The sequence below is a fragment of the Alteromonas antoniana genome, from assembly GCF_019249295.1.
GTDB lineage: Bacteria > Pseudomonadota > Gammaproteobacteria > Enterobacterales > Alteromonadaceae > Alteromonas > Alteromonas antoniana.
In genome coordinates this window covers 36,938-51,792 of record NZ_JAESDH010000025.1, presented here as the reverse complement: position 1 = coordinate 51,792, position 14,855 = coordinate 36,938, and the positions used below count along the sequence as shown (strand labels likewise).

Here is a 14,855-nt window from a genome sequence, read left to right as displayed (position 1 = left end):
AGTTTCCATCTGCTAGGCTATCAATATTGAGTCAACCTATGGATGGCAATGATGATCTCAAAATCACTTATTTTCGCTTCTTTGATGCTTATTGCAGGTGCGGTCAGCGCTGCACCACAACTGGATTTTAAACCCTGTGATACGCAGGCGTGCAGAGATTACTTCATGGAATATAAGAAGTATGCCCGCAACCACTCCAACGCCGCCGGCATTTTAGGCACCATGTACCTGGTGGGCTATGGCACCGAAGTGAATAAAGAAGAAGCACTGCGTTATTTTAAATTCGGCGCCACATTTGACGATTCGGAATCGGCCCTGAAGGCTGGCCTTTTGCTCAGAGAAGCCGATCCTGAGCGCTCGCTGGAATACCTTAAGCAGGCCGCCTACCTTGATTCTGCCAATGCAGCGTATTTTCTCGCACGTCACTTCAGCGGATCTGACACGTCTTCAGCATCAATAGCGGATACCGATAAGTGGCTGGCAAAAGTAGTTGAACTGGAACACCCTCACGTTGATTCGCTGATTGAAAAGATTGCGGCAACAATGCCTGTCACACCAGAGTCCTTCCCTTCGACCTGGGAAGCGATGGAGGAAAATAAGTCTACGGTGCTGGCAGCGGAGAAGGACAATACCGTAACGCTGATAAAAGAGCGTGGTCCTGCGGAGATTGAACGTATCACCGTTACAGGAATGAGTCTGGCTGAGGCGATGGATGTAGGTATTTATAGTATGTACGGCAAGAACGGTGATACCTATGGCCGCGGTGGCAGAGCGCAGTGTCGCAGAAACGATCCTGGCTGTCGTAGTATCAGAGTGACTTCCACGGCGGACATCTCTTTTAATTAAACGCCAACAGACCCAGGTCGTCCCACCAAATGCGCGAACGACTTTAATGGGGTTCGCCTTTTCCCTGAACATCATAGTTTTGGCGTACACTTATCATCGCTTTGTCTCTTTATCTTTCTGACCGGCGTGGCAATCATGCTGGCTTTATCGTGTGCAGCGAGCACTCAGGCGACCTCTACAGCTGATCGCAAGTCCGTTCCATTCGGTATCTATTCACGAATAATCGATGAAGCCGAACAGGCCTTACGCAGCCCTGAGCTGCTTAACGCAGGAAGGCAAGGCAACTGGCTGCGTAATTAGCGTCTGTGAAAAAATCCGGGTAGACCTAGTCGGGGCGCGCCATTGGCGATGTGCCTCAACCGCCTGGCAAGCCCCTATATTTGAAGGAAAAGCTGTGAAATATCATTTTTATCAACCGGCGACTGGCCATAATTTACCGCACGATCCGTTTAACGCGATTATCGCCCCACGCCCGATTGGCTGGATATCGTCACAGGATGAACAAGGCAATGTGAACCTTGCACCCTACAGTTTTTTTAACGCATTCAATTACACGCCTCCTATCATTGGCTTTTCCAGCGTGGGCTACAAAGACAGCCTGAAAAATATCGAGCAAACCGGTGAGTTTTGCTGGAATCTGGTTACGGTGCCTTTGGCTGACGCCATGAATAAGACCAGCGCGATGGTCGAGGCGGGTGAAGACGAATTTACTCTTGCCGGACTGGAAAAACGCACCTCGTCGACCGTCAAGGTGCCACACGTGGCCAAAAGTCCGGTCGTGATGGAGTGCCGGAAGACGCAAATACTGCGGCTAACGGACAAAAACGGAAATGACTGTGATACCTGGATGGTGTTCGGTGAGGTAACCGGCGTGCACATCGATAAGGCGATGCTAAAAGAGGGTATCTATCAGACCGCGCAGGCTAAGCCACTGCTACGCGGCGGCGGTCCCGGAGATTATTTTACCGTCACGGAGGCGCAAAAATCGGTCATGATGCGCCCCGACTAACCGGTAGCTGGCAGGCATTTTCCGGCGTCATTTCACCGGTTGTTTACTATTTAAACATTGACAATGCCTGCATCACTGGCTTATTTTTGAACAGTGGAAGAGCTGATTCCCGCTCTTCTCACCGGCAGAGTTTAAGGACACAACGACTCTGCCAATCCCTTATCAGCCCGAAGTCCGACTGTTGGCGAGTAATTGGATAATACGACATATCAGGACAGACTCGGTTCAGGCGCTGGCGACAATAACATAACGTAAATCCGTTGCCTTGCATTCAACCTGTCTGAACGACAACAACACTACTAACACGTCGTCTGCCCTTTTCGTTTTAATTTTGACTACTACGTTTCAGGCGTGCGTGAAGCCACGATGTTATGCCTGATATACGACAGTTTTTTTAACAGGGTTGTTAATGTGAAACGGTCTATTGCGACGGTCTCCTTGTCTGAAAATTTGGAGAAAAAACTGGCGGCCATCGCCAGTGCAGGGTTTGAAGGTGTTGAGATTTTTGAAAATGACTTGCTGCTGTCGGGGTATTCGCCTGCGCAGGTCGGAAAAATTGCGCGGGATCTTCATCTGAAAATTATTGCGTTACAGCCGTTTCGCGATTTTGAAGCGATGCCTGTTTCACACCGCGAAAAAAACCTGGAGCGCGCCAAACGCAAGTTTGAGACCATGGCAGAGCTGGGAACCGATACGCTTCTGGTATGCTCCAATGTGTCTGAGTTAACTATTGATTCTCCCCGTCAGTCTGCAGACGATCTTGCGTCGCTGGCGGACATGGCAAGTCAGCAAGGCTTTAAGGTAGGTTATGAGGCGTTATCCTGGGGAAAACACGTTAATGATTACCAGGCCTCATGGGACATTGTTAAGCTTGCTGACCATCCTGCATTAGGCGTGGTACTGGACACGTTTCATATTCTTGCCTGTAAGAGCGAACTCAATACACTGCGTACCATTCCTAAAGAGAAGATCACGCTGGTTCAGCTGGCGGATGCACCATGGATGCAGATGGATCTGATTCAGTGGAGCCGTCATTACCGGTGTTTTCCCGGACAGGGGCAGTTGCCACTGAACGCATTTTTCGATGCACTGATGGCAACAGGCTACGATCAGTATGCATCGCTGGAAATATTTAATGATGAAATGCGCAACGCGTCCTGTGATCTGATTGCCTCTGATGGAGGCCGTTCGTTATTGTGGCTTGATGAGCAGCGGGTAGAAAGCCGCCCTGATGCATTGCCGCTATGGGACGATTCTCATCTGAGCATTTTGCCCAAACCCTGCGTGGAAGACATTGGCTTTATTGAGCTGGCTGTCGACCCCAGAGACACACGATTTTTACCGCTGCTGCGTGCGGTCGGATTCAGAAAAACCTTTCAGCATGTATCCAAAGACGTGGATGTTTATCAGCTCGATGGCATGTCGTTTGTTGTGAACAGCGAGCCAGACAGCTTTGCGCAGGCGTCCCATGTGACAACCGGTAATGACAGCTGTGCCATTGGCTATTTCTGTCGTGAACCCGAAGAGATGGTAGTGCGCGCCCGTCAGTATGGCTTCGTGCCGTATCAGGCCAATTTGCACGCTGGTGAGTTGCCGCTACCGGCAATAAAGAGTAATCGTGGCAAGCTGGTGTATTTTTCATCGAAAGATGAGTTTTTCAGTCTGCTCCATCGCTACTTTACACCGGTCCAGCCGCTAACCAGCAAGGTATCTTCTGGCGGTAAGCTGCATATCGATCATATGGCAGATTATGTGCCTTTCAGTGAGTTTCTTTCCACCAACCTGTTTTACAGAACGTTGCTGGGTTTTACGATTTCTGCGATGCCGGATATTAATGATCCAATGGGGATTGTGGTAGCCCGCACAGCGCAAAATGAAAACGGGCGGGTGACACATAACATTGTACTAAGTAAGTCAGTTCCTTCAGGATTTCCCGGTCTTTTTGGTGCGCAGCGCATTGCCGGTATGCAACACCTGGCTATTCTTTGTGATGATATTTTTGCCGTTGCGGGCGCGCTGGATAAGGATGTGATTTTACCTATTCCTGCTACCTATTACGAGAGTATCCGACGCCACGGCGACGTAGAGGAAGGCCTGCTGAATAAGCTGGAATCCGCAAATATACTTGTCGACCGAATGCGCGACGGTGTGTATTTTCACTGTTACACCCGCGAGGTAGATGGCGTATTTTTTGAATTTGTTCAGCGTAAGAATTATCACGGTTTTGGTGAAGTGAATGCGGCAACCCGACATCAGGCACAGCTCCTGTTACAAAATGTCGGATAACTGCGCTGATTTACAGAGAGAGCTGCTAAGCCCGTTTCCGATGGCGAAGTCTGACGCGATGGAGCCATCGCCGCGAAGGCAAGACATTACGTAGCCGACAGATGTCGGGCTCCCTGATTGAAGAGCCCGATGTTCTATGGTCTGACTATTGCGCGCGTTTCACGCAAACGTGACATTATCGAATGGTGCGAACGATATTGATAGTTCGCGTGGCCAGACGAACTTCTGCCAGAAATACCAGCAGGCTCATAATTAGCAGGCCCATTGCCAGAACAAAAAGTGTGACCACCAGTAAGCGCAGGTTTATGTGCCACAGTTCACCTGCAAAAAGGCTCATAATCACACTACATACCATCAGCCCTGATGATACGCACAATCCGATAGCCCAGTTAATGGCTTTCACCCGACGCCACAGCACCAGGATCTCTTCGCGACGCATTCGCTTTGCTTCATCATCATCAGTCAGCGTGTGAACATGACGCTCTGCTACCCGTACACGGTCTGATATGCGGCCCAGACGACCTGACATAACATTCAAAAATCCGGCGATACCAGCCAGCAAAAATACCGGCGCGACGGAAAGCTCTATCAGTGCAGACAGTGAAGTAATTAGTGACGACATGAGAAAACCAAAAACGCTTTTTTGGTTACAGTAATCCATTGGCAGTAAAAACGCATCTTATACCTGCCGGATTTTCCTACTAAAAACATCAGAGGTGGATACCGCTCACAGTGACAGTATGCTTTTCGTGAAAGACCGGTTCAGTGATATCTTCGTGGCCGAGTCTGACGCATTAACACAGGCTCGGCGGCCTCGTTATGTTGTGGATATACATGAACCGGACTGATGGATACCCGCCTTCAGGGGGCAGCATTTACCGGTATCACCTGCTGTTTGCGTCCGGTCTTTTTGGCCTTCTTAAGCGGCGGGCATAAATTGTCATTGTTGTAATAAACAATACATTCCAGGCACTGCACACATTCTGTGTAATTCACGTTTCCTTGCGGGGTGATCGCCTTGATGTCGCACTTGTGGTAGCACATCGTGCACGGCGAGCCACAGGCTTTGCGGCGGGTGAGCCATTCGCCAATGTGAAAATACCCCAGGATGCCAAGTCCCGCGCCCAGCGGACATACATAACGGCAGTAAAATTTATTCATATACAGGCCGGCAGCCAGCAACAGAACGGCGTAAACAACGAAAGGCCAGGTGCGAACAAATTGCAGAGTGATGGCTGTTTTGAACGGCTCTACTTCTGAGGCGACTTCGGCCAGTTGCAGGGAAAACACCGAGGTGATAGCCAGCCCGATCAGTATGGCGTACTTTATCCACCAAAGCCGGGAGTGTGTTTTATAGGATATTTTCAGTTGCCGGATACGCAGCTTTTTCGCCACCCAACCTACCATTTCCTGCATCGCGCCGAAGGGACAAAGCCAGCCACAGAACACACCTCTTCCAACGATAAACAGGCTGATAAAGACATAGCTCCACAGAATAAAAAGAATGGGATCCATCAAATACATGGTTAAATCGAAGCCATCTATGAGGCTTTGCAGAATAGGATAGATATTGACGACAGAAAGCTGCCCCTGCGCGTACCACCCTACAAAGAAGAGCGTATAGAACATCATGGCCCAGCGCAGGCTGTGAAACAGCTTTGTACGGGCTGACAGCGGATGCTGGAAAATAAAAATCAGGGTAATAACGACAAGACCCATGCTGAGAATGACAATCTCTGCTATTCGGGCTTTCCACACCCGAACCCAGGCAGGTTCAGGTATCATCTCTGCTATTGGCTCAGCTATGTCGAAAAGAGACTCCGGCAGTTGGTATTTATCAGAGAACGTTACCTGAACCTGAGACAAATGGTTCTTTGCAATATTCAGAGACAATGTGAACGTCATGGGCTGACCGGGGTTAAAGCCTGACTGCGTATTCACGACAAACAGCTGTGGGTTATCGAAGGATGGCATGTCAGGGGCCAGGGTTTGCTCGGCGTAGCTGAAAAAGTTCAGATCGCGCATAGAAAACGGCAGTGCGTCTTGAGTCAGGCTTATGGTGTCAGCAACGGTTCCGGGTTTGAAGTCGCTGCTGAGATACTGCATAAATCCGTCGGACATGACCAAAAAAGCCTGCTCGTTGGTTTTCAGCGTGTCCATTAACCGTTGATATTCTGACTCGCCAAGCAGGTTGCGGCCAATAGACGGCGCATTCAGGTACGCATAGTAAAGCGTCAGCTCGTCGTCTCGGGACGTGTCGAAAACACTACCGGGGAAGGTGTCTAAATCGCCGCCTAACGCCGACTCCATATCAGTGCGGGAAATCGTAAATTTGCTTACCAGCTGCTCAGATAACAACGTATCCCAGGTTTTTTCTGTAAAAATGTCTTTAGGCGTTGCCTGCGGCGCGACTGAAAAACCAGATAAGAGTTTACGCGCAACCTGCAGTGATGAAAGTAATATGGTATCGCTGATCACGATGACAGATACGGTCGCTTTGGTCACACCGTCAACGTGATAGACGTTGTCATCAGGGTTGGTGTCGTTAGCCGCATTATCGACAATCACCCTGCTGCTGACATTTTTGCCGGGGTACTGATCGATAAAAGCCTGCATAGGCGCCGGGCCCAAGCCATGCAAAAATATCGGCTCGTGGTGGTTTAACACGCTGATGCCGCGGATATTGCCGCTGGTATCAAGGCCAATTAAGAGGTTTACGCGCTCCCCTGAAAAGCCGGGGAAATCGACAAGATCGTTACTTTCGAAGACATAGCCAAGCAGCTCGTGCAACTGATACACCGGTGTCACTGGGTAGTTCGCATCAGGCGGACCAATCACAGTAGCCTTTGGGAAAATAGCTTTGATTTCGTCTTCACTGGCGCTGTTGGCGTCAGCGCTGACAAGCAGAGAAAGGGAGATGAGAATAAGTAACGTGCGTGTTAGAAGCATAATGAGCACACCGGCTTCATGGAAGCAGACGGGCCGGTATGGCCTCGTCTGTATGAATAAAAAAAACGCAGCAGGACGGCGGGACGGTCACCCTGCTGCGCTGCCACGTTAAGACCGGGGCAATTTGAAGGTCCAGACTGTGCCGCCCTGATTAAAGTCTTTTACCGTTTTGGCCACTTCACCACCCCAAAGCGGTACCGCGCCACCCCAGCCTGAAACCACGCTAAGGTATTGTTCGCCATCTTTTTCCCAGGTTATGGGTGAACCGACGATGCCCGAACCGGTATTGAATTTGTAAACCACTTCACCTGTTTTGGCGTCAAAGCCCATCAAATAGCCTTCCGGCGTACCGGTAAATACCAGGTTACCGGCTGTTGCCAGCACCCCACCCCAAAGCGGTGATTTGTTTTTGTATTCCCACACCGTTTCACCGGTTTTCGGATCGACCGCTTTCAGTGAACCAATGTGATCGTCAAAAATGGGTTTGATGGTGAAGCCCGATCCCAGATAAGCTGCGCCTTTTTTGTAACTGACAGGCTCATTCCATATATCCATGCCCCACTCATTTGAGGGAACATAGAACAGGCCGGTATCTTCACTGTACGCCATCGGCATCCAGTTTTTGCCCCCAAGGAAAGACGGGACAGAGAACACGGTCTCGCCTTTGTCGCCCCCTTCCGCTTCCGCCGGGTTACCGGGGCGTCCATTTGGTGCGAAAATAGGACGGCCGTTTTCATCCAGGCCTTCTGCCCAGGTGATCTCTTTTACAAAAGGAAAACCGCGAATGAACTTGCCGTTTTCACGGTTAAGCACGTAGAAAAAGCCATTACGGTCTGCTGTTGCTGCCGCTTTGACGGTTTTGCCGTTATCTTTGTAATCAAACGCAATCACTTCGTTCACACCATCAAAGTCCCAGCCGTCATGCGGTGTTGTCTGAAAGTGCCAGACAATTTTGCCGGTATCAGGGTCAATCGCCAGTCGTGATGAGCTGTAAAGGTTGTCGCCGGGGCGAAGGTGTGAGTTCCAGGGCGCCGGGTTACCGGTTCCCATGAAGATGAGGTCAGTGTCAGGATCATAGGTGCCACCGAGCCACGTTGCGGCACCGCCGGTCTTCCAGAGATCGCCCGTCCAGGTCTTGTTAGCCTCACCGCCGGTGATGCCGTTTTCTTTGCCGCGCAGATAGCCCATGTGGCCTTCTACTGTTGGACGGGTCCAGATCATTTCACCGGTTTTTGCATCACGGGCTTCCACTTTACCCACAATTCCAAACTCGCCGCCGGAAACGCCTGTCACTACCATGCCTTTAACAATCATGGGGGCAGCGGTATACGAGTAGCCTGCTTTGTAGTCACCTAACTTTTTACGCCATACGACTTTGCCGGTTTTCTGGTCGAGAGCGACAAGGATTGCATCCAATGTGCCGAAGATGACCAGATCATCATATAAGGCTGCGCCACGGTTGATGACGTCGCAGCAAGGCATAATGCCGTCAGGCAGACGCGCCTCGTATTGCCACAGCTCATCACCGGTTTCCAAATCAATGGCATAGATGCGTGAGTAAGAGCCGGTTACGTACATCACACCGTCTTTAACCAGCGGCTGCGATTCTTGTCCACGTTGCTTCTCACCACCCAATGAGAATGCCCAGACCGGGTGCATCTTCTTCACATTTTTGGTGTTAAGTGTATCCAGCGGGCTAAAGCGCTGCCCGCGCGGGCCAAGACCATAGCTCACAACATCATCTGTGCTGGACTGATCGTTGAGAATTTCTTTATCGGTAACGGCTGCCTGTGCGCTAAAGCTGACTGCGCCCAGGGACAAAGCCAGGCAAATCGCAGAGCTAAGCAATTGGCCTGTTACTGTTCGACTTTTCATCTGAGTTCTCCAGTGTTCAATCGGGGTCATTTATTATTTACCCTCGTTTACAAACCTCACTGAGCGGGGGGTTTGTGTGTATGTACCCGTGTGGCTGTGCGCGTGCCGCAGCAATGTCACCCACGTAAGGCGTCACGGTAAGTATCTGTTATCGTTTTTTTAACAACCATTAAACCTTGGAGTATCATTCTTAGTCCCTTGGTAGTAATACCCTGCCTCCAGTTGCACTTTCGCCTGTCAGGCTATCGTTTATTCCTATCGGGCTGGGGGGGCAGCTGACATTGCCAACATCTGGTTTATTCCAAACCAGAGATACTGAAGTGCTGCCACAGTAAGACACGGCAAGCTGCTGTCGAGGGCGTGAATCAGGCGTGTGTCTTCAGCGGAGAAAACGGGCTAGAGGGTGTTTTCCTGAAACCCGTTGCAACACGCACGACAAAAAAGCCCATCAAAAACCGGGCTTAATAAGTGTTAGCGTCTGCTAATGTCATACCTGCTCAGGGGACGTTCTGATAGATAGAGGGTTTCAGATAAACTATCTGGTATTTCTGGAAAATGGCCTGCATGCGTCCATCCTGGATCATAGGCTCGGTAACCCCTTCAATGGCGTAGGCAAGTTGGCGGTAGTCCTGTTTTACCGCCATCCCAATATCCCAGGATTTGATGCTCATGGCCGCGAGCCCGGTGGCATTAATCGTTGCAGTATCACTGGCGGGATTGGCCCACTGCAACTGGGAATGCATCCCCGCTACAGCTGCAACCTCGCCTTTTTTAAACTTGTCTACGGCATCAAAAATACTGTTGGTATGGATCAGATTGGGTTGCAGGCGCCCGCCGAGGGTCGCACCAAGAAAGGTGCCGGGGAGGGAATCAATTTCCACCGCCACTTTTTCATACTGGAAAATGGCCAGGGTCTCAATGCCCCCGGTTTTTTCCACGTTTCGCAACAAGGCCCATTTTTCGCGGTGATAGGGCCCGAACATCACTACCATCTCGTTGCGTGGCAAACCATAGCCATCTACGCCGTAACTGAATTTACGGTCATAAGGCACGCGCATCATCAGGTCAGCTTTTTGTTTGGTGATGATATGGCCTTTCCAGATTGCCTGGCGTAAGTCATCTTCAAGGTTTTCGTCGGCGTTAATCCACATCCACCGGGGCTCTACCCCCAAGCCCTGCGCAACCGCTTTAGCGACATCAATATCAATGCCTGCAGGCTCTCCTTCATCCAGATATGAGTAGGGTGGAAAATCGCTATACACCGCGATGGTAATAGTGCCCGACTCGATAATGTCATCATAGCTTCTGGCATGTACCGGGCAGGCAAATGCCAGTAGTATCAGCATAGTAAGAAGGTGTCTGGTTAACATCACAAGCTCTCCCCGGAAAGTCCGCTTATTCCGGAACTCCGCGGGTTTCAATATAGGCTTTAATTGCCCACATGGCTTCCTGGCTCAGGATTTCTTCAAATGGCGGCATGTAGACACGTCCGTCAATGACAGCGCCATTGCGAATTCGCATCATAAACCAGTCATCAGCTTCCTCTTCGCTGAAGAACTCGTTTGGATCATTCAGCTTTCGGAGATCAGGCGTAATGCCGCCGGATATCACTTCCAGGCCGTGACAGCGGGCACAGTTCTGGTTGTATGCAGAGTCACCCACTTTGATGGCTGTTTCATTGCCTGTGTACGGGTTTGTTGGAAGCCACTCGTCTCCCAGTTCCGGTAACGCGCTGACATCAACCGCTTGCGGTGTCACGTTGCCGTGAGCCAGTACCGCCGTTGACGCCATTGTCATCATGGCGAGCGAGATGCCTTTGGTAAGGGTAGTAAACTTCTTCATGATAGATCTCCCAAAAGTTGTCAAATATTGGCAATGCTGGTTTGAAGTGACAGACAACTTTCCACGTTTACCTGTTTTGATTCGACACAACCGAGCACGTTTAAAAAACGGTATGGGATATCAAAAATCCTTCCAATTGTACTTAGGTAGTAAAGCTTTCATCCTTTTTGCTCATACCTCTCGCCAGATTGTTGCACTAGTATGAGTTTCATAATGATAAAAAGGAGGTCGATCGTGTTCGCCATCAATCCGTTACGAGCGGCGAGAGAGGTCGGCAGCACTTACCTTGCACGGGACAGGTTTACCAGGGTGCGAGCGTGGGTGACAGGTGTCATGAGCTACCTGTTTGCCGGTACGATCTACGCGCAGGCCATGCCTGTGGATATACTTTATATTCAGGAGGTCTCTGCCGAACCGCCTGCAATCCCCGCCGTGTTTAAACGTGCAGAAGATGAAGGCGTGGCAGGGGCCAGGCTGGGAATTGAAGACAGCAACACCACAGGTCGGTTTCTCAAACATGACTACAGTCTGCATGTCATCAGTGATACAGATCCAAACGCATTATTCGATACCGCGCTTAGCTGGAAAGCGTTGCATAGCGGCGTTGTCGTTGCCGACGTGGGTGATGCCCTGCTGCGTAAACTGATACACGATGGAAGCATGGATGTCGTCATTAATGTTGGCAGTGCTACTGACAACTGGCGCTCTTCGCAATGTGAAACCGGTCTCCTGCATACGCTACCCAGCCACGCGATGCTGGCCGATGCGCTGGCCCAGTACTTAACCTACCGGCGCTGGGATCAGGTGCTGGCTGTGAGCGGAAAAGGGGTCGCGGACGAAGCGATACTTAACGCTTATAAACGTGCAGCTAAGCGCTTCGGGCTGAAAATACTGGATACACGAAAATGGACGTTTACAACCGATCTTCGTCGCGCTGCACAGCAGGAAGTGGCGCAATTTACCCGTTTGAAAAACTATGATGTGGTGCTGGTGGCCGATGCTGCCAATCAGTTTGGCTTTTATCTTCCCTACAATACCTATTTGCCCCGTCCCGTTGTGGGAACGCACGGACTGACGCCATCTGCCTGGCATGTCAGCGTAGAGCAATGGGGGGCACTTCAGTTACAAAACCGTTTTCGTGAGGATGTAGGGCGCGATATGCGAGGCAAAGACTATGCAGCTTGGGTGGCGGTAAGAGCGGTGTCAGAAGCCGTTACCCGTACATCCGATAATACGCCGAAAACGCTTTATAACTACATGATGAGTGACAGCTTTGAACTTGCCGCGTTTAAAGGGCGCAAGCTCACCTTCCGTCAGTATAACGGACAATTACGCCAGCCCATTCCGGTTGCCCATCCCCACGGGCTGGTAACCCAGTCGCCACAGGACGGCTTTCTGCATCAGGTTACGGAGTTAGACACGCTTGGCTACGACAAGCCTGAGGTGTCCTGTGATATGGAGACGACGCTATGAAAAGGATGCTCGCGATAGCCTGCCTGGCATCACTGAGTCAACTTTCACTGGCCGACACAATCTACGTGTCCAATGAAAAGGATGACACGTTGTCGGTCATCGACTCAGATACCCTTGAGGTCATTAAAACCATTGAAGTGGGTATGCGCCCCCGTGGCATTATATTTAATCAGGACTATACGCATTTGTATATTTGCGCCAGCGACTCTGACGCTGTTCAGGTTATGGACGTGGCCACCGGGCGGATTATTCACAACCTGCCATCCGGAGAAGATCCTGAGCAGTTCGCGCTTCATACCGACAATCGCCGGCTTTATATTGCTAATGAGGATGATGCGGTCGTAACTGTAGTGGATACACAGAAGCGTTCGGTAGACGCGCAAATTGATGTGGGTGTAGAGCCAGAAGGTATGGCGGTTTCGCCGGACGGAAAATGGGTGATCAACACATCGGAAACCACGAATATGCTGCACTGGATTGACGCAGCCACCAACGAACTTGTTGCTAATACTCTGGTGGGGCAGCGCCCCCGGCATGTGGAATTTACCAAAGACGGCAGCTTATTGTGGGCCTCTTCGGAAATTGGCGGTACGGTTTCCATCGTTGATGTGGAATCGCGTCGAATTATCAAAGAAATCTCGTTCAGGATCCCCGGCGTGCATCGCGATAAAGTGCAGCCGGTAGGCATTAAACTTACCGACAACGGAAAATATGCCTTTGTGGCATTAGGCCCCTCCAACCATGTCGCGGTTATCGATGCGAAAACCTATGAAGTGATCGACTACCTGCTGGTAGGTCGCCGCGTATGGCAACTGGCTTTTGCGAACGATCAAAAGCTGCTGTTCACCACAAATGGGGTTAGCGGCGATGTTTCTGTGATAGATACCGACGATCTCAAGGTGATTAAAACCTTACGCGTAGGACGCTACCCCTGGGGGCTGGCGGTAAAACCATGAGCACTGAATTCGCGATTGTAATGAAAGAGATTGGCTTTGGATATCACCGAAAGCCGGTGCTGCAGTCACTCAGTCTGAATCTGAAAAAGGGCCGTTACTATGCGTTATTAGGCCCCAACGGCGCAGGCAAAAGTACGTTGTTTGCATTATTGTGCCAGCTACTGCGCCCTCAAGCAGGAACTATCTCAATCGTTGGCGTTGATGCTGCGAAAACGCCGCGTCAGGCACTGGCAAAAACCGGCGTGGTATTTCAGCAAAGCACGCTGGATCTGGATTTAACGGTCGAGCAAAATCTCGGCTATCACGCCGCACTTCACGGAATGGGGGCGTTGCAAACCCGCACTGCTATTACCCGGGAACTATCCAGGCTGGATGTGGCAGATAAGCGAAAGGTGAAAGTGCGCGCACTGAATGGCGGGCACCGTCGCCGGGTGGAGATTGCCAGAGCCCTGTTACACGACCCGGAAGTGTTACTGCTGGACGAGGCTACGGTGGGGCTGGATATTCCTACCCGTCAGCAGATTAATCAGGATTTACGTGAGCTTTGTCGGCAGAAAGCATTAACCGTGCTGTCTTCAACACACCTTATTGATGACATTCAGCCGCAGGATCACCTGATTGTTTTACATAAGGGCACAGTGCAGTTAGATATGCCCTGCGCAGACGCAGTATCGCCGTATTCTTACCAGGGTTTGTCTGAACTGTATCAGCAACTCACCCTAAAAGAAGAGGTCGCAGCATGACTTTCTGGGTAGCGTTTCTGGGGATCACAAAACGTGAATTGCTGCGCTTTTTTCAACAACGAGCGCGGCTACTTAGCGCGTTGGTAAGACCCTTGCTCTGGCTGGTGGTTTTCGCGGCAGGTTTTCGCGCTGCGCTGGGTATCGCCATCATCGAGCCATACGATACCTACATTACTTACGATGTGTATATCGTTCCCGGGCTGGCAGGCATCATCATGCTGTTCAATGGTATGCAAAGCTCGCTGTCCATGGTGTATGACCGGGAAATGGGTAGCATGAAGGTGATGCTGATGAGCCCGCTGCCGCGTCCTTTTTTACTGATTGCCAGGCTCATGGCAGGTGCCATTATCTCTGTGCTTCAGGTGTATGCTTTTTTGTTGATTGCCTGGCTGCTGGATATTGAGATGACTGCTGTGGGGTATATCAGCGCTGTGCCAGCGATTTTCCTCGCTGCACTCATGCTTGGAGCGCTGGGGCTGTTTTTATCGTCTTTTATTAAGCAACTGGAAAATTTCGCGGGAGTCATGAACTTCGTAGTGTTTCCAATGTTTTTTCTTTCTTCTGCACTCTATCCGTTGTGGAAGATGCGTGAGTCCAGTGAGGTGCTTTACTGGATTTCCGAGTATAACCCGTTTACCCATGCCGTAGAGTTAGTTCGTTTTGCATTGTATGAACAGATGAATGCTGAAGCAGCTGTTGTCACCTTGATGACAGCGGTTGTTTTCAGTGCGCTGGCAATTTGGGGATACGATCCGAAAAAGGGCATGTTCAGGCGACAGGGAAAAGGCGCGGGCTGATGACAACTGACGATATCAGCAATCGCTCGACTTTTTTGCCGGAATTGCTCACTATGAAATCACTACAAAAACAGGTACA

12 protein-coding genes are annotated in these 14,855 nt (G+C 50.6%); 7 read left to right on the top strand and 5 right to left on the bottom strand.

The genetic code is table 11. From position 1 onward, the window contains the following. Window positions 1-48: 48 nt before the first annotated feature. The 3 genes from JKP77_RS18010 (at window position 49) to JKP77_RS18000 (ending at window position 4,141) form a co-directional block, all read left to right on the top strand. On the top strand, window positions 49-846 hold the full coding sequence (locus JKP77_RS18010) for a tetratricopeptide repeat protein (protein WP_218312558.1): 798 nt from the start codon (window positions 49-51) through the stop codon (window positions 844-846). A gap of 394 nt (window positions 847-1,240) precedes the next feature. Continuing rightward, the gene (locus tag JKP77_RS18005; protein ID WP_338024889.1) at window positions 1,241-1,855 is read left to right on the top strand and encodes a flavin reductase family protein; all 615 of its coding nucleotides are present in this window, start codon (window positions 1,241-1,243) and stop codon (window positions 1,853-1,855) included. A 411-nt stretch (window positions 1,856-2,266) separates the two neighbouring features. Next, complete coding sequence (locus JKP77_RS18000; RefSeq protein ID WP_218312556.1) at window positions 2,267-4,141, top strand: sugar phosphate isomerase/epimerase and 4-hydroxyphenylpyruvate domain-containing protein; 1,875 nt, start codon at window positions 2,267-2,269, stop codon at window positions 4,139-4,141. 175 nt (window positions 4,142-4,316) lie between these two features. Here the strand turns inward: JKP77_RS18000 and JKP77_RS17995 are convergent, their stop codons facing one another. From JKP77_RS17995 to pedF, 5 genes are all read right to left on the bottom strand, one after another. Further along, on the bottom strand, window positions 4,317-4,763 hold the full coding sequence (locus JKP77_RS17995) for a DUF2721 domain-containing protein (RefSeq protein ID WP_218312555.1): 447 nt from the start codon (window positions 4,761-4,763) through the stop codon (window positions 4,317-4,319). Window positions 4,764-5,002: 239 nt separating this feature from the next. Continuing rightward, the gene (locus JKP77_RS17990; protein WP_218312554.1) at window positions 5,003-7,090 is read right to left on the bottom strand and encodes a NosR/NirI family protein; all 2,088 of its coding nucleotides are present in this window, start codon (window positions 7,088-7,090) and stop codon (window positions 5,003-5,005) included. A gap of 108 nt (window positions 7,091-7,198) precedes the next feature. After that, window positions 7,199-8,965, bottom strand: a complete 1,767-nt coding sequence (locus tag JKP77_RS17985; RefSeq protein ID WP_218312553.1) for a PQQ-dependent methanol/ethanol family dehydrogenase — start codon at window positions 8,963-8,965, stop codon at window positions 7,199-7,201. A 497-nt stretch (window positions 8,966-9,462) separates the two neighbouring features. Next, window positions 9,463-10,335 carry a substrate-binding periplasmic protein gene (locus JKP77_RS17980; RefSeq protein ID WP_246601270.1) on the bottom strand — a complete coding sequence of 291 codons (873 nt, stop codon included), beginning with the start codon at window positions 10,333-10,335 and terminating at the stop codon, window positions 9,463-9,465. 25 nt (window positions 10,336-10,360) lie between these two features. After that, window positions 10,361-10,807, bottom strand: a complete 447-nt coding sequence (gene pedF / locus JKP77_RS17975; protein WP_218312551.1) for a cytochrome c-550 PedF — start codon at window positions 10,805-10,807, stop codon at window positions 10,361-10,363. A gap of 234 nt (window positions 10,808-11,041) precedes the next feature. Here pedF and JKP77_RS17970 point away from each other — a divergent pair, with 234 nt between their 5' ends. The 4 genes from JKP77_RS17970 to JKP77_RS17955 are packed head-to-tail and all read left to right on the top strand — an operon-like array spanning window position 11,042 to window position 14,776. Beyond that, the gene (locus tag JKP77_RS17970; RefSeq protein WP_218312550.1) at window positions 11,042-12,280 is read left to right on the top strand and encodes an ABC transporter substrate-binding protein; all 1,239 of its coding nucleotides are present in this window, start codon (window positions 11,042-11,044) and stop codon (window positions 12,278-12,280) included. After that, the gene (locus tag JKP77_RS17965; RefSeq protein ID WP_218312549.1) at window positions 12,277-13,236 is read left to right on the top strand and encodes a YVTN family beta-propeller repeat protein; all 960 of its coding nucleotides are present in this window, start codon (window positions 12,277-12,279) and stop codon (window positions 13,234-13,236) included. The genes JKP77_RS17970 and JKP77_RS17965 overlap by 4 nt, the downstream gene beginning before the upstream one ends. Continuing rightward, window positions 13,233-13,979 (top strand): ATP-binding cassette domain-containing protein, encoded by a 747-nt coding sequence (locus tag JKP77_RS17960; RefSeq protein ID WP_218312548.1) that lies wholly within the window; start codon window positions 13,233-13,235, stop codon window positions 13,977-13,979. The genes JKP77_RS17965 and JKP77_RS17960 overlap by 4 nt, the downstream gene beginning before the upstream one ends. Further along, on the top strand, window positions 13,976-14,776 hold the full coding sequence (locus JKP77_RS17955; RefSeq protein WP_218312547.1) for an ABC transporter permease: 801 nt from the start codon (window positions 13,976-13,978) through the stop codon (window positions 14,774-14,776). The genes JKP77_RS17960 and JKP77_RS17955 overlap by 4 nt, the downstream gene beginning before the upstream one ends. Window positions 14,777-14,855: the final 79 nt, after the last annotated feature.